Source organism: Lentisphaera profundi (genome assembly GCF_028728065.1).
GTDB classification, from domain to species: Bacteria; Verrucomicrobiota; Lentisphaeria; order Lentisphaerales; family Lentisphaeraceae; genus Lentisphaera; species Lentisphaera profundi.
Map to the genome: position 1 here is coordinate 1,901,616 of NZ_CP117811.1, position 15,088 is coordinate 1,916,703.

27 protein-coding genes and 1 pseudogene are annotated in these 15,088 nt (G+C 34.2%); all 28 read left to right on the forward strand.

Annotated features, from left to right (window positions below):
* The first annotated feature begins 39 nt into the window (after nt 1–39).
* The 28 genes and pseudogenes from PQO03_RS07535 to PQO03_RS07670 all read left to right on the forward strand — a co-directional run bounded on the left by PQO03_RS07535 (nt 40) and on the right by PQO03_RS07670 (nt 15,024).
* Nucleotides 40–549 carry a type II secretion system protein gene (locus PQO03_RS07535; RefSeq protein WP_274149234.1) on the forward strand — a complete coding sequence of 170 codons (510 nt, stop codon included), beginning with the start codon at nt 40–42 and terminating at the stop codon, nt 547–549.
* A gap of 411 nt (nt 550–960) precedes the next feature.
* A complete protein-coding gene (locus PQO03_RS07540) occupies nt 961–1,353 on the forward strand; it encodes a hypothetical protein (protein ID WP_274149235.1) in 393 nt (130 codons plus the stop codon).
* 285 nt (nt 1,354–1,638) lie between these two features.
* Nucleotides 1,639–2,094: a hypothetical protein gene (locus PQO03_RS07545; RefSeq protein ID WP_274149236.1), complete on the forward strand. Its 456-nt coding sequence runs from the start codon at nt 1,639–1,641 to the stop codon at nt 2,092–2,094.
* Between the two features lie 83 nt (nt 2,095–2,177).
* Nucleotides 2,178–2,447 (forward strand): hypothetical protein, encoded by a 270-nt coding sequence (locus tag PQO03_RS07550; RefSeq protein WP_274149237.1) that lies wholly within the window; start codon nt 2,178–2,180, stop codon nt 2,445–2,447.
* Nucleotides 2,448–2,523: 76 nt separating this feature from the next.
* Nucleotides 2,524–3,129: a hypothetical protein gene (locus tag PQO03_RS07555; protein ID WP_274149238.1), complete on the forward strand. Its 606-nt coding sequence runs from the start codon at nt 2,524–2,526 to the stop codon at nt 3,127–3,129.
* Between the two features lie 541 nt (nt 3,130–3,670).
* Nucleotides 3,671–3,868 (forward strand): annotated as a pseudogene (locus PQO03_RS22085) (acyltransferase family protein); the annotation flags it as partial.
* Between the two features lie 371 nt (nt 3,869–4,239).
* A complete protein-coding gene (locus PQO03_RS07565) occupies nt 4,240–4,752 on the forward strand; it encodes a YceK/YidQ family lipoprotein (protein WP_274149240.1) in 513 nt (170 codons plus the stop codon).
* A gap of 55 nt (nt 4,753–4,807) precedes the next feature.
* Nucleotides 4,808–5,260, forward strand: coding sequence for a hypothetical protein (locus PQO03_RS07570; RefSeq protein WP_274149241.1), 453 nt, complete (start codon nt 4,808–4,810; stop codon nt 5,258–5,260).
* A 72-nt stretch (nt 5,261–5,332) separates the two neighbouring features.
* A complete protein-coding gene (locus tag PQO03_RS07575; RefSeq protein ID WP_274149243.1) occupies nt 5,333–5,725 on the forward strand; it encodes a DUF6334 family protein in 393 nt (130 codons plus the stop codon).
* 129 nt (nt 5,726–5,854) lie between these two features.
* The gene (locus PQO03_RS07580) at nt 5,855–6,061 is read left to right on the forward strand and encodes a type II toxin-antitoxin system VapB family antitoxin (RefSeq protein WP_274149244.1); all 207 of its coding nucleotides are present in this window, start codon (nt 5,855–5,857) and stop codon (nt 6,059–6,061) included.
* A complete protein-coding gene (gene vapC / locus PQO03_RS07585) occupies nt 6,061–6,450 on the forward strand; it encodes a type II toxin-antitoxin system VapC family toxin (RefSeq protein ID WP_274149226.1) in 390 nt (129 codons plus the stop codon). The genes PQO03_RS07580 and vapC overlap by 1 nt, the downstream gene beginning before the upstream one ends.
* 158 nt (nt 6,451–6,608) lie before the next feature.
* Nucleotides 6,609–6,860: a hypothetical protein gene (locus tag PQO03_RS07590; protein ID WP_274149246.1), complete on the forward strand. Its 252-nt coding sequence runs from the start codon at nt 6,609–6,611 to the stop codon at nt 6,858–6,860.
* A 133-nt stretch (nt 6,861–6,993) separates the two neighbouring features.
* Nucleotides 6,994–7,254, forward strand: a complete 261-nt coding sequence (locus PQO03_RS07595; protein WP_274149248.1) for a BrnT family toxin — start codon at nt 6,994–6,996, stop codon at nt 7,252–7,254.
* Nucleotides 7,244–7,465 (forward strand): type II toxin-antitoxin system BrnA family antitoxin, encoded by a 222-nt coding sequence (brnA, locus tag PQO03_RS07600; protein ID WP_274149250.1) that lies wholly within the window; start codon nt 7,244–7,246, stop codon nt 7,463–7,465. The genes PQO03_RS07595 and brnA overlap by 11 nt, the downstream gene beginning before the upstream one ends.
* Nucleotides 7,466–7,615: 150 nt before the next feature.
* Nucleotides 7,616–7,807: a type II toxin-antitoxin system VapB family antitoxin gene (locus tag PQO03_RS07605; RefSeq protein ID WP_274149252.1), complete on the forward strand. Its 192-nt coding sequence runs from the start codon at nt 7,616–7,618 to the stop codon at nt 7,805–7,807.
* Nucleotides 7,807–8,187 carry a PIN domain-containing protein gene (locus tag PQO03_RS07610; protein WP_274149254.1) on the forward strand — a complete coding sequence of 127 codons (381 nt, stop codon included), beginning with the start codon at nt 7,807–7,809 and terminating at the stop codon, nt 8,185–8,187. Before PQO03_RS07605 ends, PQO03_RS07610 begins: the two co-directional genes overlap by 1 nt.
* Before the next feature lie 403 nt (nt 8,188–8,590).
* A complete protein-coding gene (locus tag PQO03_RS07615; RefSeq protein ID WP_274149256.1) occupies nt 8,591–8,833 on the forward strand; it encodes a type II toxin-antitoxin system ParD family antitoxin in 243 nt (80 codons plus the stop codon).
* The gene (locus tag PQO03_RS07620; RefSeq protein ID WP_274149258.1) at nt 8,826–9,131 is read left to right on the forward strand and encodes a type II toxin-antitoxin system RelE/ParE family toxin; all 306 of its coding nucleotides are present in this window, start codon (nt 8,826–8,828) and stop codon (nt 9,129–9,131) included. The genes PQO03_RS07615 and PQO03_RS07620 overlap by 8 nt, the downstream gene beginning before the upstream one ends.
* A gap of 86 nt (nt 9,132–9,217) precedes the next feature.
* Nucleotides 9,218–9,673 carry a hypothetical protein gene (locus PQO03_RS07625; protein WP_274149259.1) on the forward strand — a complete coding sequence of 152 codons (456 nt, stop codon included), beginning with the start codon at nt 9,218–9,220 and terminating at the stop codon, nt 9,671–9,673.
* Between the two features lie 144 nt (nt 9,674–9,817).
* Nucleotides 9,818–10,309 carry a hypothetical protein gene (locus tag PQO03_RS07630; protein ID WP_274149261.1) on the forward strand — a complete coding sequence of 164 codons (492 nt, stop codon included), beginning with the start codon at nt 9,818–9,820 and terminating at the stop codon, nt 10,307–10,309.
* Nucleotides 10,310–10,407: 98 nt separating this feature from the next.
* A complete protein-coding gene (locus tag PQO03_RS07635) occupies nt 10,408–10,878 on the forward strand; it encodes a hypothetical protein (protein ID WP_274149263.1) in 471 nt (156 codons plus the stop codon).
* A 204-nt stretch (nt 10,879–11,082) separates the two neighbouring features.
* Nucleotides 11,083–11,265 (forward strand): hypothetical protein, encoded by a 183-nt coding sequence (locus tag PQO03_RS07640; RefSeq protein ID WP_274149264.1) that lies wholly within the window; start codon nt 11,083–11,085, stop codon nt 11,263–11,265.
* Between the two features lie 81 nt (nt 11,266–11,346).
* A complete protein-coding gene (locus tag PQO03_RS07645) occupies nt 11,347–11,835 on the forward strand; it encodes a hypothetical protein (protein WP_274149266.1) in 489 nt (162 codons plus the stop codon).
* 151 nt (nt 11,836–11,986) lie between these two features.
* Nucleotides 11,987–12,778: a carboxylesterase family protein gene (locus PQO03_RS07650; RefSeq protein WP_274149268.1), complete on the forward strand. Its 792-nt coding sequence runs from the start codon at nt 11,987–11,989 to the stop codon at nt 12,776–12,778.
* A gap of 298 nt (nt 12,779–13,076) precedes the next feature.
* Complete coding sequence (locus PQO03_RS07655) at nt 13,077–13,304, forward strand: CopG family transcriptional regulator (protein ID WP_274149269.1); 228 nt, start codon at nt 13,077–13,079, stop codon at nt 13,302–13,304.
* On the forward strand, nt 13,297–13,560 hold the full coding sequence (locus PQO03_RS07660; protein ID WP_274149272.1) for a type II toxin-antitoxin system RelE family toxin: 264 nt from the start codon (nt 13,297–13,299) through the stop codon (nt 13,558–13,560). The genes PQO03_RS07655 and PQO03_RS07660 overlap by 8 nt, the downstream gene beginning before the upstream one ends.
* 124 nt (nt 13,561–13,684) lie before the next feature.
* Complete coding sequence (locus PQO03_RS07665) at nt 13,685–14,305, forward strand: hypothetical protein (protein ID WP_274149274.1); 621 nt, start codon at nt 13,685–13,687, stop codon at nt 14,303–14,305.
* A 53-nt stretch (nt 14,306–14,358) separates the two neighbouring features.
* Nucleotides 14,359–15,024 carry a hypothetical protein gene (locus tag PQO03_RS07670; RefSeq protein ID WP_274149276.1) on the forward strand — a complete coding sequence of 222 codons (666 nt, stop codon included), beginning with the start codon at nt 14,359–14,361 and terminating at the stop codon, nt 15,022–15,024.
* The last annotated feature ends 64 nt before the right edge of the window (nt 15,025–15,088 follow it).

The following is a 15,088-nucleotide window of genomic DNA, read 5'->3' on the forward strand; positions in this document are numbered from 1 at the left end:
CGAAATCCCTAATCTCGGTCGTTCGATAGAAATAAAATAATGAAAAAATTCACATTTACAGACTTAATGATAATCATAGGAATACTCGCTATTCTTACAGTATTAATCATTCCTTCTATTGGTACAGCTCGTGATAAAGCTCGTCAAAAACAATGTACTGGAAACCTGAAACAAATTGGTCTTGCAATGCACATGTACTTCAATAGTAAAAAAGAAACTTTAATGCCATTAATAACAGGGGATATTAATTCATCTGTAGACTCAAATAATGCATACAATCTATGGTCGCTCAGCAGGAACAGCCTCAACTGTTATGCTAAACATCAAAAAAAGGTGAACACAACTCCGAAAAAAGAAAACAGTTACTTTTTTTGTAATGCATCACCTAGCGGAATGAAATCAAATGTAGAATTCATTCTAATTGAAAGTTCCAATATCCCTATAGCTGGTGATAAAACGCTCCATTCCACAGGTGATAAAGCTAATATATTATTTGGAGATGGACATATAGAACCAAGTAGATTTAATGCTAAAACTATAAAACCATGAATAATACAATGGGTAAAATATCGAACCATGAGCTGCAGAGGAATTTCTTCGCTTCGCTCGAAATCCCTAATCTCGGTCGTTAGGTAAGAATAAAAAAAAATGATATGAAAGCGCAATTTAAATCATGTAGAAACAGATATGAAGATTGATGAAAATAACCTCATGAAATATGGATTATAAAACGCCCTATTCTAAATCTGAAAGAACAATATAAAGATGCAGCTGACTACACGATTAAATCAGATTTTGGCAGCTAATCTAAGAATGGAATATCTGAAAAAGATAAACCAAATACGAAGTTAAACTACAATATTCAAGATCAATAAAAAAAATACCTAACCATGAGCTGCAGAGGAATTTCTTCGCTTCGCTCGAAATCCCTAATCTCGGTCGTTAGTCCATAATAAACATATGAATAAAATCTTAATAATTATAATTACATTCTCATTACTTACAGGATGTGGATTTGTACATGATGAACATATCATAGGTCCTTACCGTCTAATTGCTGTAGATATTAGTGAACAAATGAGCATCTCTTATGAGTTAGAAGGTGGTGCTGCAGGCAGAATTAATGAAACAGTATTTGAGTACGGGTTTGATGCTTATTTCATTGTGGCAAAACAACACCCTAAGAATAATCGAAATATCATAAATTATTTTTACCTAGAGATGAAGAAAGATAGTAAGTATGCAAATCCGTCAGATAGTGTAACAGGGCCACTAACTAAAAAAGAATTTGGCATCGCCACTAAAAAGTTAAATCTTCCAAATTTCAGTCATACAATAAAACATCTCAAATAACAAAAGACTAACCATGAGCTGCAGAGGAATTTCTTCGCTTCGCTCGAAATCCCTAATCTCGGTCGTTATGTCGTAATAATAATAAACAAAATTGAAGAGTAAATTCGATTTAAAAAGTAGAATAAAAACACAGTTTTAAACTATGCGGAATCAGCAATTGATTGAATCAAATTTCAGAAGAAGAACTCATATCAACAGTAAACAAGACATAACCATGAGCTGCAGTGAAGATTTTCGCTTAGGCTCAAATCTCACTAATCTCGGTCGTTAGATGAAATGAAAATAATGAAAATAAAAACCTTACTAATTCTAATATCTTTGGTCCTCTATGGTTGCAGTAAACCTGAGAAAAAATTAACCAAAACTCCAGAAGAGAGAGTTCAATCAATTGAGCGAATAATTACAAGCAATGCGAAACTGCCTTCAAAGATTATTAGTGCCGATTATATCGCAGAGACTCAAGGGGACACATCTAGTTTAGGCCCCACAGATTTTAAGTTTTATCTACGAATCAAAGTTTCACCGGAAGACATTGCCTCTTGGGCTAGAGGACTTAAAAAGCCTTATAATAATTGTACTCATTATTCTCAACCTAAATCTCCACAAATCTGGTGGTTAAAAAAAACAGCCTTTTCTAATACTGATCTATACGAAACCAAAAGTTATTTTAACCGCTATAATGGATGGATTCTCCTTGATAGACAACAAAGTTATATTTATGTTTACACCTTTACGATGTAACGCTAAAACATCTAACCATGAGCTGCAGTGAAGATTTTCGCTAAGGCTCAAATCTCACTAATCTCGGTCGTTAGGAAGTGAAAATGAAAAAAAACGAATTCATACAACGAATAACATCATGGTTTTATTACATAGGTTTCGCACTTATGATTTTAGTAATAACTACTTTTCTCATAACAGTAATTTATGAATGGTTAGTGCCTCCTACAGACATGCATATCTTAGGATTACTAACTGCCATTTTATTACTTTATGTTGCTCCTATTGCATCCATTCTACTATTGTTTGCAGCATTTGGTAAAATTCACTTATCTTTTATAAAACGAAACAACGAAAATAACGATAACTCCTAACAAGAAGCCGGAAGGAAGATTTTCGCTAAGGCTCAATCTCCCTCAGCTTAGACGTTAGCTTAGAAAGGAAGCAAAGATGACCGGAACCAAGTCAAAAAGAAATCTAGTAGCACTTATATTTATTGTCGCCCTAGCAATCGGTGGGTTCTTGATTTTTGCTTCACAGTACAACCCCAATGGGTTGATGCCTGGCGATGTCTACAGCCAAGGACTGGATGTGGACCGAAACGAGCATACTGCAGGGGTTACATTACTCACAGTCTATGGTCAGGAGGTTATTAATTCGCCTTCCCTTCTTCGATCGGCCGAACTTAACCCACGGGAACCACGGGCGTATATAGCAGTGATACAGCCTGCGCAGGCATTTATAAATGGAACAGGTCTGCTAAGTGAGCACGGCGAAGACCTGTCGGTTTTGCGCGAGACGCTGTCTTGGAGCGTTATGCAAGCAAAGGACGATCTAAACAACACCGCAAAGAAATCTCTTACTTATGAATACGATGGGCGAAAACAGGAGTTGAGGATTTCGAGCCAGTCTTTTCCAATCTCCGACGGCAACCGTTTCATCGTGCTGTTGGATAGTACCTGGAAAGCCACAGTCTACCGTGTGGATCGTGATTATGAGACGATTCCAGTCTCGGAAGAACAGAGAAAAATGTTACATGGATTCTTTGAACCGTAAGTCGTCCGAGTAAGAGAGCTAACAAATGGATGCACTGGATTTTCAAGTCGCTGCGCTCCTCGAAAACCAGTGATCCCAAACGTTAGTATAGAATAAATTTTAATGTCAGAAACGATTATCCCATGAATCGCAGATGCACACATTCACAATGATCAGAACTTAGATAATTTTAGAACTAAATTGAATCAGAAATAATTATCTCAAATGATCAGATTTTATAAATTGAAAAACAAAAAAAAGACGAAATACTAACCAAAAAATCGAACTGATATTTTCGTTTTGAATCAAATTTTAAATAGAAAATACAGCTCATTTAGGTCGTTAGTTTAGAATAAACAATTATAGGAAGTGATAGAAACGAGAGTCCAAAGAAATCGCGGATGCACAACTTTGGAATGATCTGAACCAAGAAATTTAAAATGAATTAGAATTTATTAAATCTCACTACATACTATTGAATTATCTAAATTGAAAAATGATTCGAAATTCAAATTAATAATAGACTTCACCTCAACCGTTAACTATCTCTAAAGTAAGGCTAATGTCTCAGCATAATCAACACCTTAAGTATCGCCCTGACATTGATGGACTGCGAGCTATTGCAGTCTTGTTAGTAGTTGGCTTTCACGCTTTTCCCAGCTGGGTAAAGGGTGGATTCATAGGCGTAGATGTATTCTTTGTCATTTCAGGATTTCTTATCTCAAGCATCATCTACAAAAGCTTGGATAAAGGAGAGTATGAAAAATTAATTGAGAACCAAAGTTTCAGACAAAGTAAACTTCAATATTGGGGTGTTCACAATTTAATTGAAGATGAAAAAATATTAAATGTAAATCAGTGTTACAGTAATGATCAACCACCATGTTTAGGTGGTAGTATCGAAGATAGCGATGAAACAACACATCCAACAGATATATATACTCACTTCTCAGTTAGTGGACAAATATGGAAACAACTAAATGAACAAGAGCCTCAAAAGAAAAAAGGGTTCTTTACTACATTGATCGAGTGTTTTAAATAAAAAATCAAAACCAAACCGAACCATGAGCTGCAGAGGAATTTCTTCGCTTCGCTCGAAATCCCTAATCTCGGTCGTTAGCTAGAAAAAAAATGAAGAATTTTATAATCACCACTATTACACTCTTTTTATCTGGATGCACTTCTATTGTTGTTCATGAAGGTTTTATGGAGGCTGATGGACATGATGGCGATGTTAGGACTGAAATGGTGACTCCCTTATATGCAGGGACAACAAGTGATTTATCGGGAATCATTAATATGCCAAAAGAAATGATAGAAGAAGGTGAAGCTGTATACGTACCTCTGTTCATTATAGTAGCAATTATTGATACACCTTTAAGTTTTATTGCTGATACACTTTATCTACCTTCTGATATAGCTTATTGGAAAACGTGGTCTAAATACCAAGACAGTGAAACGGAAGAAAACAGAACGGAAGAAAACAGAACGGAAGAAAACAGAACGGAAGAAAACAGAACGGAAGAAAACAGAACGGAAGAAAACAGAACGGAAGAAAACAGAACGGAAGAAAACAGAACGGAAGAAAACAGAAATTTAAATCAAAAGCCAAAAAGCCAAAAAGCTAACCATGAGCTGCAGTGAAGATTCTCGCTTAGGCTCAAATCTCACTAATCTCGGTCGTTAGGAAAAGGAACAAATGAAAATAAATTATAAAGCAACTGCAGTAGCTCTATCTGTTGGGTTTTCTTTTTTCACACTCTGTTCTCTTCAATTTTATGATATCGGTGACACGCTACATAATTCATGGGAAGAAGAACAGAAATTTAAATATGAAACATATGCTCCTGATAATTTATCAGGTACCATTGAGTATCTTGAGCTAATTGAAGAAGGAAATATTTTACATAAAAAGAACATCCCTTTATCAAAAACTCAAGAATGGAAAGAATCAAAAACTAAGATCGATAAGTATACTCAAAACATTAAAGATCTTGAAACGGAACTAGCTTTCCATAAGCAAGCCACATCAAAAATCCGTACGCAGTTATCAAAGATACAATTACGGAATTCTATGATTGGGTTATTAATCATCATAGGGTCACTCATATTCGGTATGATAGGCAAAAAACAAAACAACAACGAATCCTAACCATGAGCTGCAGTGAAGATTTTCGCTTAGGCTCAAATCTCACTAATCTCGGTCGTTAGAGAATAAATAAAAATGAAAATCAATACTGATAAAATAACTTATGATTATGGTAAACTAATATCTGTTTACTACCATGAATCAGTGTTTGATGATTCTCCAAATATGTTATCTGCAATACAACTGAAATTTGAGCATGGTGACGTGTATCATGAAGCAATCATTGATACAGATGAAATATCCTGTAACTCAGATCTCATAGAAACATATGATCTTGTCATCAATAAAAATGATAAAGAACCGTGGAACTCATTAATCGGCAATAAACCTAATTGGATCTGGAACCTAAATAATCAACAAGGTTATGATGACGGAATACAATATGAATTTAAAACAAGCCAAACTGATACTCACACATTTCAACTGTTGGTTATCGGTTCTGAAATAAAAATAAAAAACAATCTCTAACCATGAGCTGCAGAGGAATTTCTTCGCTTCGCTCGAAATCCCTAATCTCGGTCGTTATATGATAATAAAAGTTATCAATTTGACTATACACATAAAAAGATGTATTATGTGTACAAAAGGAGATTTAATATGTCACGAACGAATATTGTACTAGATGATGATCTAATCGAAAATTGCATGAACCTCACTGGTTTAAAAACAAAAAAATCATTAGTCGATTATGCATTAAGAGAATTAGTACGAAAAAACAAGCAAAAAAGACTACTAGAGTTACCTGGAAAAATTAACTGGGAAGGTTCATTAGAAAACACTCGTAACCACAGATTTGATTCCTAGTGGTACTAGTAGACACAAGTGTTTGGATTGACTTCTTTAAAAGCAAAGAAACACCGCAAGTAGAAAAATTAAAATTAGCTATATCAACTAATCAAGATGTTGCTATATGTGGTGTAATACTCACAGAAGTATTACAAGGAATTCGTAATAATAAAGAACATGATTTAGTAGAAGAAATATTTGAGTCACTAATGTATCTGGAAATGGATAAAGAAATTTATTTAGAGGCATCCAATATTTATCGAACACTAAGAAAAGAAGGTATCACCATAAGAAAACCGATTGACTGTATGATTGCAGCAGTTGCTCTTCATAATAACATTCCACTGATTCATAATGATAAAGACTTTTATCCAATTGAAAAGAAATTTGGATTATTCGCATATTAAAACATATAACCATGAGCTGCAGTGAAGATTTTCGCTTAGGCTCAAATCTCACTAATCTCGGTCGTTATGCAGGATAAAAAAAATGAAAACAACCTTAATACTTATTTTAATAACACTCATATGTAGTTGCACTTCAAAAAGTAATTTGCAGCCCGAAGATGTATCATCTAACAAACTCGAATGAATACTATAATGGTCAAACCGATGGACTCATACAAGCTGTTCATGAAGTTGAGAAAGGGAGATTTCATAGTAAACATGTAACTGCACCTTATAAGGAATCAGATCCCATGTTCAACGATGTGAGCCAGGATTATAAACTAGGTTTTATTCATGCTTATAACTCAATTACTAATGCAGTATGTAAAGCCACTTACAACAGCGTCATAATGCAGAACAAAAAAAATTAAACAAAGCCTAACGAATAAGATTAAGATTCCGGCTACTTTGAGTCCTCGCTTATATCAGCGAAATCTAATCTTATTCGTTAGGCAGGAATAATAAAAAGATTGAATTATACCATTATTATACCTATATTACGTTATGAACTTTGAATATGATAAAAATAAAAGTCTGAGTAATAAACAAAAACACAACATTGATTTTGTCGAAGCCCAGCAACTATGGAACGATCCAGACAGATTAGAAATCCCAGGATTAACGAGTGATGAACCAAGGTATTTAATAATTGGTAAAATTGAAAATAAAATTTGGTCTGCCATCATAACTTATAGAAATAACAACATAAGAATTATTTCGGTTAGAAGATCTAGAGAAAAAGAGGTTACATATTATGAAAGCTAAACATTTTGACAAAATATTTGATGATGACAATGACGATATTTTAGCTCATGTAGATTTATCAAAAGCTAAAAGACCTGATGAAGTTCAGAAGAGAGTTAATGTAGATTTTCCTATTTGGATGATTCAATCATTAGATAAAGAAGCGAGAAGACTAGGTACTACAAGACAAGCAGTTATCAAATTTTGGATTGCTGACAAGTTATCCAGTTAAAGAAAACGCTCTAACCATGGGTCGCAGTTGAGATTTTCGCTTAGGCTCAAATCTCACTAATCTCGGTCGTTAGATAATAAAAATTTGAAATAATCATAAAGGCGATATATTGTATGCATAGAAATAACAAATAATGCATAGGATAGTAAAATGAGAACTACATTAGACTTGCCAGAAAACTTGATTAAAGAAGCCATGAATTTAACTCATGCAAAAACAAAAACTGCCTTGATTATTAGAGCTATTGAAGATTTAGTAAGAAAACAAAAAATTGAAGGATTAAAAGATTTTAAAGGTAAAGTTGATTTAGATATTGATTTCAACACTTTAAGAAAACGCTAATGAGAGTTTTAGTCGATTCCTCAATTTGGATTTCATATTTCAGAAATGGCCACAGAGAAGATGTTTTAGATTTTTTAATCGAAGAAAATTTAATTGTAATAAACGATATTATTTTAGCTGAGTTAGTTCCTTTTCTCAAAATACAGAACAAACTAAAGTTAATCAGACATTTGGAGTCTATTGAAAAATTATCACTCTCAATTGATTGGGACGATATAATCAAAACGCAAACTAAATGTCTCAAAACAGGTGTTAGCGGAATTGGTATTCTTGATTTAATTATAGCACAAAATGCCATACAAAATACTGTTTGTGTGTTCTCAGAAGACAAACATTTCATCAGACTAAATGAAGTAACAAAACTTGAGATATATAATTAAAATCATGCTCTTCAGATCTACGAGCAAACGCAATATCTAACAAAGAGTCGCACCTGATATTCTCGCCTAGGCTCGAAAACAGGTAAACTCAGACGTTCTGTAGGAATAAATAATAATGGAAGAAACGACGATCCAATAAATCGCGGATGCACGAATTTAATCTTATCGGAACCTAGAGATTCTAGAGCAAAAGTAGAATCCTCAATTTAGAATTATGCGAAGTCAGCAATAGTCTTATAGAAATAAAAAAATGAAAAGAAACAAATACAGAACCATGAGCTGCAGTGAAGATTCTCGCTTAGGCTCAAATCTCACTAATCTCGGTCGTTAGCTAATAATAAAAATTTGAATAATATAATAAATAGCGCTATATTAGTATGAACTTTTACATAAGGAGATTGTTATGCAAATGAATGTATCATTAACACCTGAATTACATGAAATTGTCCAACAGAAAGTAAGGTCAGGTTTATACTCAAACGCGAGTGAAGTAATCAGAGATTCGATAAGAAACTTAGATAAAGACAATAAAAAAGAAAACGCATGGAATTCGTTAAATAACTTATTAGATGAAGCTGCGAATTCAGGTCGATCAACAAATTCAATTGATGACATTATAAAAAATAGTATTAAAAAGAATGGATAAACAATTCTTTTTAACAAATAAAGCCGAGGCTGATTTAGAACACATTGTTATCTACACTATAAATGAGTGGGGAGAAAAACAGGTCTATAAATATCGAGCTCAGTTAAAAAGTAGATTAGAAGCAATTGTCAATTTTCCTGATATCGGAAGAAAACACCCAAAGTTATCTTCTGACGTTTATTATATATCAGAAGGCAAACATTATATCTTCTACAAAAAGGTTGAGGACGGCATAGAGGTCCTAAGGTTTTTACACCACCAAATGGATATAATATCTAACATATTGGATGAGTTATAAAACAACATAGCTAACCATGAGCTGCAGAGGAATTTCTTCGCTTCGCTCGAAATCCCTAATCTCGGTCGTTAGATGAAATGAAAATAATGAAAATAAAAACCTTACTAATTCTAATATCTTTGGTCCTCTATGGTTGCAGTAAACCTGAGAAAAAATTAACCAAAACTCCAGAAGAGAGAGTTCAATCAATTGAGCGAATAATTACAAGCAATGCGAAACTGCCTTCAAAGATTATTAGTGCCGATTATATCGCAGAGACTCAAGGGGACACATCTAGTTTAGGTCCCACAGATTTTAAGTTTTATCTACGAATCAAAGTTTCACCGGAAGACATTGCCTCTTGGGCTAGAGGACTTAAAAAGCCTTATAATAATTGTACTCATTATTCTCAACCTAAATCTCCACAAATCTGGTGGTTAAAAAAAACAGCCTTTGCTAATACTGATCTATACGAAACCAAAAGTTATTTTAACCGCTATAATGGATGGATTCTCCTTGATAGACAACAAAGTTATATTTATGTTTACACCTTTACGATGTAACGCTAAAACATCTAACCATGAGCTGCAGTGAAGATTTTCGCTTAGGCTCAAATCTCACTAATCTCGGTCGTTAGATAATAAAAAATGAAAACATATCAACCTGCTACATTCCGAAAAATATACTTAGGTGTGAGATAATAAAAAATGAAAACATATCAACCTGCTACATTCCGAAAAATATACTTAGGTATTGGCATGATAATTCTATTATCGGCAGGAACTTTAATATTCATTTCTGCCCTTAATAAAGCCGATATTATTCTGGCTGAGATAATGCTTGGAATCATCCCTATTTTAATCGGACTGTATACATATGTATACTATAAAAAATACTTTCAGCTCAAAACAATTATTCATAATGATCAAATAATTCAAAGCTTTAATAAAGACACGCAAAAAATACTTTCACATACCGAAATCAATGAAATTATCGAACATACTGCAGAAAATCTATCATCTGTGTCAGCAACACCCGGTGGTCAAAATTACGCATTAACACAGAAGTACTACATCGAAATAACAAGTGCCAAAGAGAAGATGACTTTTGATAACATATCAATTAATGATCTTAAATCATTTAAAGAAGATCTTAAACAATTCTCTTTAAGACACAACATCAAATGGACTCGTGTTTAATAAACAATATCTAACCATGAGCTGCAGAGGAATTTCTTCGCTTAGGCTCAAATCTCACTAATCTCGGTCGTTATCGTATAATAAAAAATGGACTGTAAATGAAGAAAAAACTAATTGTTATTGCTGTCCTACTAATCACAATAGTAGCGGTAACATTCTCCTATAAGCCGACGCTATCAGGAAAAAAAGTACAACCAAATGGAGAAGTCTATTATTTGAACGATGGATTTATTGCTATCAATAAACTTTATGATCCAAATGAATATTATGTCTTCGAATATCACCCAGAATCCATTGCTCATGTAGACATACAACATGATGGAATGGAAGTGTTTTTTAAAAAAGGATCTTATAAAACTGAGTCTGATACACCACATCTAAATATCGTTCTCGATATGAAAAATATAAAATCAAATAGACCTAACTTAGATACTGTATCATACTGCTTACAGAAAAATGGTAAATTCACTCATGTCGATCATGAAAATTCCACTAAGGAAATTGATTTGTTTCTTGAATCAAATCAATGGGATAAATCATTAAACGCATTAACTCAGAAATGGAAATGATAACCATGAGCTACAGTGAAGATTCTCGCTTCGGCTCAAATCTCACTAATCTAGGTGGTTCTGTAGAATAGTAAAAAATGAAAGATGGAGTGAAAAACTCATTCCTCCAAATACAGTTAAACAAATGCGAAGTCAGCAACAGTTTTATAGAAGCTAGAAAAATGAAAAATACAGTTTTATAGGAAATAATAAAAGGAAATAAAAATGGGTGCAATAGTCCTATTATTTGTATTGATACTTGCTCCCATATTTGGCGTTATTACTGCATCTAAAACAGAAGGTGGATTTCTTAAAAAATTTGGATATTTTATACTTGGTTTAGTGATTTCTACTGTCATGCTCTATGCACTTGCTTTTTTAATAATCGGCTATTTATATTCCAAGTGAAAACAATACAGAACCATGGGTCGCAGTTGAGATTTTCGCTTCGCTCGAAATCCCTAATCTCGGTCGTTATCTTAAAATATCATGAAAAATAAAATTATATTATTACTGTTCCTTTTAGTAGGTTGCCAACAACATAAACCAGTCAGTATTCCACAACCGCTTTGGAGAGAGCTTTCTAACTTACTTGGTAAGCATAAAGATTCTCCTCAAGTAAAAAAATTCACTATTGATAATCACTTAAAGAAATATAGCAAAGGTTCATCTGGAGGTTTTTCAAATTATGGAAAAGTACCTTACTCACTACTTTTTAGGCAAAATGTGATATCAAGAATTAACATTAGAGTCTCCAATCCACCTAATTACTCAAATCCCGTATTCACTGAAAAACTGCCTTATAATTTAAAACCAGAATATCTCCCTGAAGATGTTATTAATAAACTTGGAAAACCATCACATCATCCATACAGAGAGTATATAAATTATCAGTCACTTGGCATGGTCGTTTCTTTTTGGAAAAATAATGATGGTATTTCAGAAATAAGCCTAGACCTCAAAGAATCAAAACAATAAAAGATAACCATGAGCTGCAGAGGAATTTCTTCGCTTCGCTCGAAATCCCTAATCTCGGTCGTTCGGTAAATAATAATAAATATTCGTCTATCTATTAAATGAGAATTATTGAGATAGAATCAACCATTAATAAACAAAAAAGGCATATATAATGAAATACACCCGTTCACTTTACTTAGCGTTATTAATACTAACGTGCACTCTAACGAGTTCCTTAAAAGCAACTCCTGATTTTGACCATAAGATTTACAAGTCGTCCAAGGGACAGTCTTTAAACTACAGGATACACCTCCCCGAAAGCATGGATTCCACGAAGCAGTATCCGCTCGTGCTATTCTTTCATGGCGCAGGGGAAAGAGGCAATGACAACAACAAACAATTGATCCATGGAACCAAAGATATTCTAGCTTACTCTAAGAAAAGTAATGCGCCCGTAATCATCGTGGCTCCACAGTGCCCTTCCGGAGCACAATGGGTCAACACTCCATGGCGTAAACTCTCCCACACGATGCCGATCGAACCTTCCAATTCAATGAGACTTATGATCGAACTACTTAATAAGTCGATCAAAGAATTACCTGTGGACAAGACGAGAATCTATGTCACTGGACTTTCCATGGGTGGCTACGGCACTTGGGATATAATACAACGTCACCCCGAGATTTTTGCTGCCGCAATTCCCATTTGCGGTGGCGGAGATACGGCACTCGCCTCGAAACTGACAGCTACCCCCATCTGGGCGTTCCATGGTGACAAAGACAATGTAGTAAAAACCATTCGCTCCAAGGACATGATTAATGCCATCACGGATGCCGGTGGTTATCCGAAATATACTGAATATAAAGGAGTGAAGCACAATTCTTGGTCTAAAACCTATGCCAACAAAGATGTCCTAAAGTGGTTATTTAACCAGAAGAAAATTGAAGTGAAACCTTTACAGTAAAGGAGCGTGTCTTCTCTCGAATGTTAAGTAGCCGTCCGGGTCTTAATTCAATAAAAATTCGTCTATCTATCTCATGAGAGTTATTGAAATGAGCTTTACGATTAGAATACAAATTTGATTTGTACACATCCCGCGACGGGGAGCCTACATGTGCGAAAAAGTTAATTCAAAAAAACCGAACCATGAGCTGCAGTGAAGATTTTCGCTTAGGCTCAAATCTCGTTCGTTAGTATAAACAAAATTGAAAAAACAACATTACAACGTTATAGTGTTACAACACTAAAAATAGGATTATATCATGTCAACATTATCAAAAAGAGCGACTGTATATTTCAACCCTGCAGTACATAATGTTTTAAGAACAAAAGCACACGTATCTCACAGATCAATTTCTGAGATTATTAACGAAGTTTTAATTCACGAATTATCCGAAGATGCGGAAGACTTAAATGCATTTTCAGAAAGAGCTAATGAAGAAACTATTTCTTATGAGGATGTATTAGCTAAGTTAGATTTAAATGTCTAATTATAAAATCGAATTCAAAAAATCTGCACTCAAAGAAATTGAAAAAATCAACAAAACTGATGCTAAAAAAATAATGATCAGAATTGGTGAATTAGCATCAGAACCTAGACCATTTAATTGTATAAAACTAACTAACGATGACAAGTATCGAGTAAGAGTTGGTGACTATAGAGTTTTATATGAAATAATAGACGAGCTCTTAGTTATAAACGTGGTCAAAATAAAACACCGTAAAGAAGTTTACAAACAAAACTAAGCATGGGTCGCAGTTGTGATCTTCGCTTCGCTCGAAATCCCTAATCTCGGTCATTATGCAGGAATAAAAACTGAATATAAGTGAAATTGTCCCTTGGGGACGAAACTTAGATGAATACGTCGATATGTTTTCTTTAATAAAAAATGATTTACATACAAACATACTTGCTTGCGGTGATGGCCCCTCTAGTTTCAATGCGGAAGTCCATTCTAATGGAGGAACAGTAACATCTATTGATCCTATCTATCAATTTACAAAAGGTCAGATCAATAAGAAAATCAAAGAAGTTACACCGAATATTTTAGAACAAGTTAAACAAAGCAGTAACAACTTTGTTTGGAAAAACATCAAATCGCTAGAAGACTTGAAAAACATACGTCTTTCAGCGATGGACGAATTCCTAAACGATTATGAAAATGGATTGAAAGATCAGCGATACATAGAGGCTTCTTTGCCCATACTTCCTTTCAAGGATCAACAATTTGATTTAGTATTATGTTCTCATTTTTTATTTCTATATGACTCTTTTTTGAGTCTAGACTTTCATATTCAATCAATAATTGAAATGTGCCGTATTGGAAAAGAAGTCAGAATATTTCCTCTTGTAACCCTAAATGGTAATACATCTAAATATATTTCAGATCTACAAGGTGCCTTAAGAAACGATTACCAAATTGATATACAAACAGTCGATTATGAGTTTCAAAAAGATGCTAAGCAAATGATGAAAATAACAAAAGCATAATCATGATTTACAGAGGAATTTTGATCGCTGTATTATAAATAAAGGAGAAAAAGATGAACAAGAATATAGTAATCCCAATCTCGATAATCGTAAGTTTGATTTTAGCAATGGCTCTTTATTATCCTGGGGCAAAGGATAAAGAAGCTCTTTCAAGACAGAAAACGACTATTGTTACAGAAGAGCCACTTCAGATATTTTATAATTCGGCCAAATCCAAACCAGGTGTGATACTTACTATGATCGGGGAAGCAGGATCTTCCATTATTGAAGTCAGTGTGGAAGGTTCAGGGACATGGGCGCAAAATGGGCGCGATGACGACATTAACGGGCAAACTTATTGGAGTGACGAAATAGTCGGTTCTAATTTAGCTATTAAGACCTCCAGTAGTTACTCCAATGCAGCAAAGCCTCTGTCTGGAAACATTACTCTGATTAATAACGGAAGCAAAATTGGTGATTTAGCCTTCTTTGTAGCCGATGACCCTGGCAGGCACGATGACATAACCCTCATTAGTAAAACAAAGTTCATTTCAAAATTTGGCGAATCGTACCGCCTCACTGGAAAAGCCACATTTGACCTAAATGAAATGGGTGGCTCGATGTACAGAGGAATAAACGCCACATTTGATGACCTTAAAATCGGAACCTTTACTTGTACAAACACCGGGGAAAACGAGCACGACTTTGGGACTTATACCGTAATAATAAAATCAAAATAATCTGTAGGCCGACGATAATGAGATCCGTATTTTAAATTATCTTCACCTGTCGGGCTCTCGCTAT

What these genes read in the sequence shown, in the direction of transcription:
- PQO03_RS07540 (WP_274149235.1), top strand. Translation starts at nt 961, where the DNA reads ATGAATAAAATCTTAATAATTATAATTACATTCTCATTACTTACAGGA.
- PQO03_RS07625 (WP_274149259.1), top strand. Translation starts at nt 9,218, where the DNA reads ATGAAAATAAAAACCTTACTAATTCTAATATCTTTGGTCCTCTATGGT.
- PQO03_RS07645 (WP_274149266.1), top strand. Translation starts at nt 11,347, where the DNA reads ATGAAAAATAAAATTATATTATTACTGTTCCTTTTAGTAGGTTGCCAA.
- PQO03_RS07580 (WP_274149244.1), top strand. Translation starts at nt 5,855, where the DNA reads ATGTCACGAACGAATATTGTACTAGATGATGATCTAATCGAAAATTGC.
- PQO03_RS07590 (WP_274149246.1), top strand. Translation starts at nt 6,609, where the DNA reads ATGTATCATCTAACAAACTCGAATGAATACTATAATGGTCAAACCGAT.
- PQO03_RS07665 (WP_274149274.1), top strand. Translation starts at nt 13,685, where the DNA reads ATGTTTTCTTTAATAAAAAATGATTTACATACAAACATACTTGCTTGC.
- PQO03_RS07640 (WP_274149264.1), top strand. Translation starts at nt 11,083, where the DNA reads ATGGGTGCAATAGTCCTATTATTTGTATTGATACTTGCTCCCATATTT.
- PQO03_RS07670 (WP_274149276.1), top strand. Translation starts at nt 14,359, where the DNA reads ATGAACAAGAATATAGTAATCCCAATCTCGATAATCGTAAGTTTGATT.
- PQO03_RS07635 (WP_274149263.1), top strand. Translation starts at nt 10,408, where the DNA reads ATGAAGAAAAAACTAATTGTTATTGCTGTCCTACTAATCACAATAGTA.
- PQO03_RS07615 (WP_274149256.1), top strand. Translation starts at nt 8,591, where the DNA reads ATGCAAATGAATGTATCATTAACACCTGAATTACATGAAATTGTCCAA.
- PQO03_RS07620 (WP_274149258.1), top strand. Translation starts at nt 8,826, where the DNA reads ATGGATAAACAATTCTTTTTAACAAATAAAGCCGAGGCTGATTTAGAA.
- PQO03_RS07660 (WP_274149272.1), top strand. Translation starts at nt 13,297, where the DNA reads ATGTCTAATTATAAAATCGAATTCAAAAAATCTGCACTCAAAGAAATT.
- PQO03_RS07550 (WP_274149237.1), top strand. Translation starts at nt 2,178, where the DNA reads ATGAAAAAAAACGAATTCATACAACGAATAACATCATGGTTTTATTAC.
- PQO03_RS07555 (WP_274149238.1), top strand. Translation starts at nt 2,524, where the DNA reads ATGACCGGAACCAAGTCAAAAAGAAATCTAGTAGCACTTATATTTATT.
- PQO03_RS07650 (WP_274149268.1), top strand. Translation starts at nt 11,987, where the DNA reads ATGAAATACACCCGTTCACTTTACTTAGCGTTATTAATACTAACGTGC.
- PQO03_RS07595 (WP_274149248.1), top strand. Translation starts at nt 6,994, where the DNA reads ATGAACTTTGAATATGATAAAAATAAAAGTCTGAGTAATAAACAAAAA.
- PQO03_RS07575 (WP_274149243.1), top strand. Translation starts at nt 5,333, where the DNA reads ATGAAAATCAATACTGATAAAATAACTTATGATTATGGTAAACTAATA.
- PQO03_RS07565 (WP_274149240.1), top strand. Translation starts at nt 4,240, where the DNA reads ATGAAGAATTTTATAATCACCACTATTACACTCTTTTTATCTGGATGC.
- PQO03_RS07545 (WP_274149236.1), top strand. Translation starts at nt 1,639, where the DNA reads ATGAAAATAAAAACCTTACTAATTCTAATATCTTTGGTCCTCTATGGT.
- PQO03_RS07630 (WP_274149261.1), top strand. Translation starts at nt 9,818, where the DNA reads ATGAAAACATATCAACCTGCTACATTCCGAAAAATATACTTAGGTATT.
- PQO03_RS07570 (WP_274149241.1), top strand. Translation starts at nt 4,808, where the DNA reads ATGAAAATAAATTATAAAGCAACTGCAGTAGCTCTATCTGTTGGGTTT.
- PQO03_RS07610 (WP_274149254.1), top strand. Translation starts at nt 7,807, where the DNA reads ATGAGAGTTTTAGTCGATTCCTCAATTTGGATTTCATATTTCAGAAAT.
- PQO03_RS07605 (WP_274149252.1), top strand. Translation starts at nt 7,616, where the DNA reads ATGAGAACTACATTAGACTTGCCAGAAAACTTGATTAAAGAAGCCATG.
- brnA (WP_274149250.1), top strand. Translation starts at nt 7,244, where the DNA reads ATGAAAGCTAAACATTTTGACAAAATATTTGATGATGACAATGACGAT.
- PQO03_RS07535 (WP_274149234.1), top strand. Translation starts at nt 40, where the DNA reads ATGAAAAAATTCACATTTACAGACTTAATGATAATCATAGGAATACTC.
- PQO03_RS07655 (WP_274149269.1), top strand. Translation starts at nt 13,077, where the DNA reads ATGTCAACATTATCAAAAAGAGCGACTGTATATTTCAACCCTGCAGTA.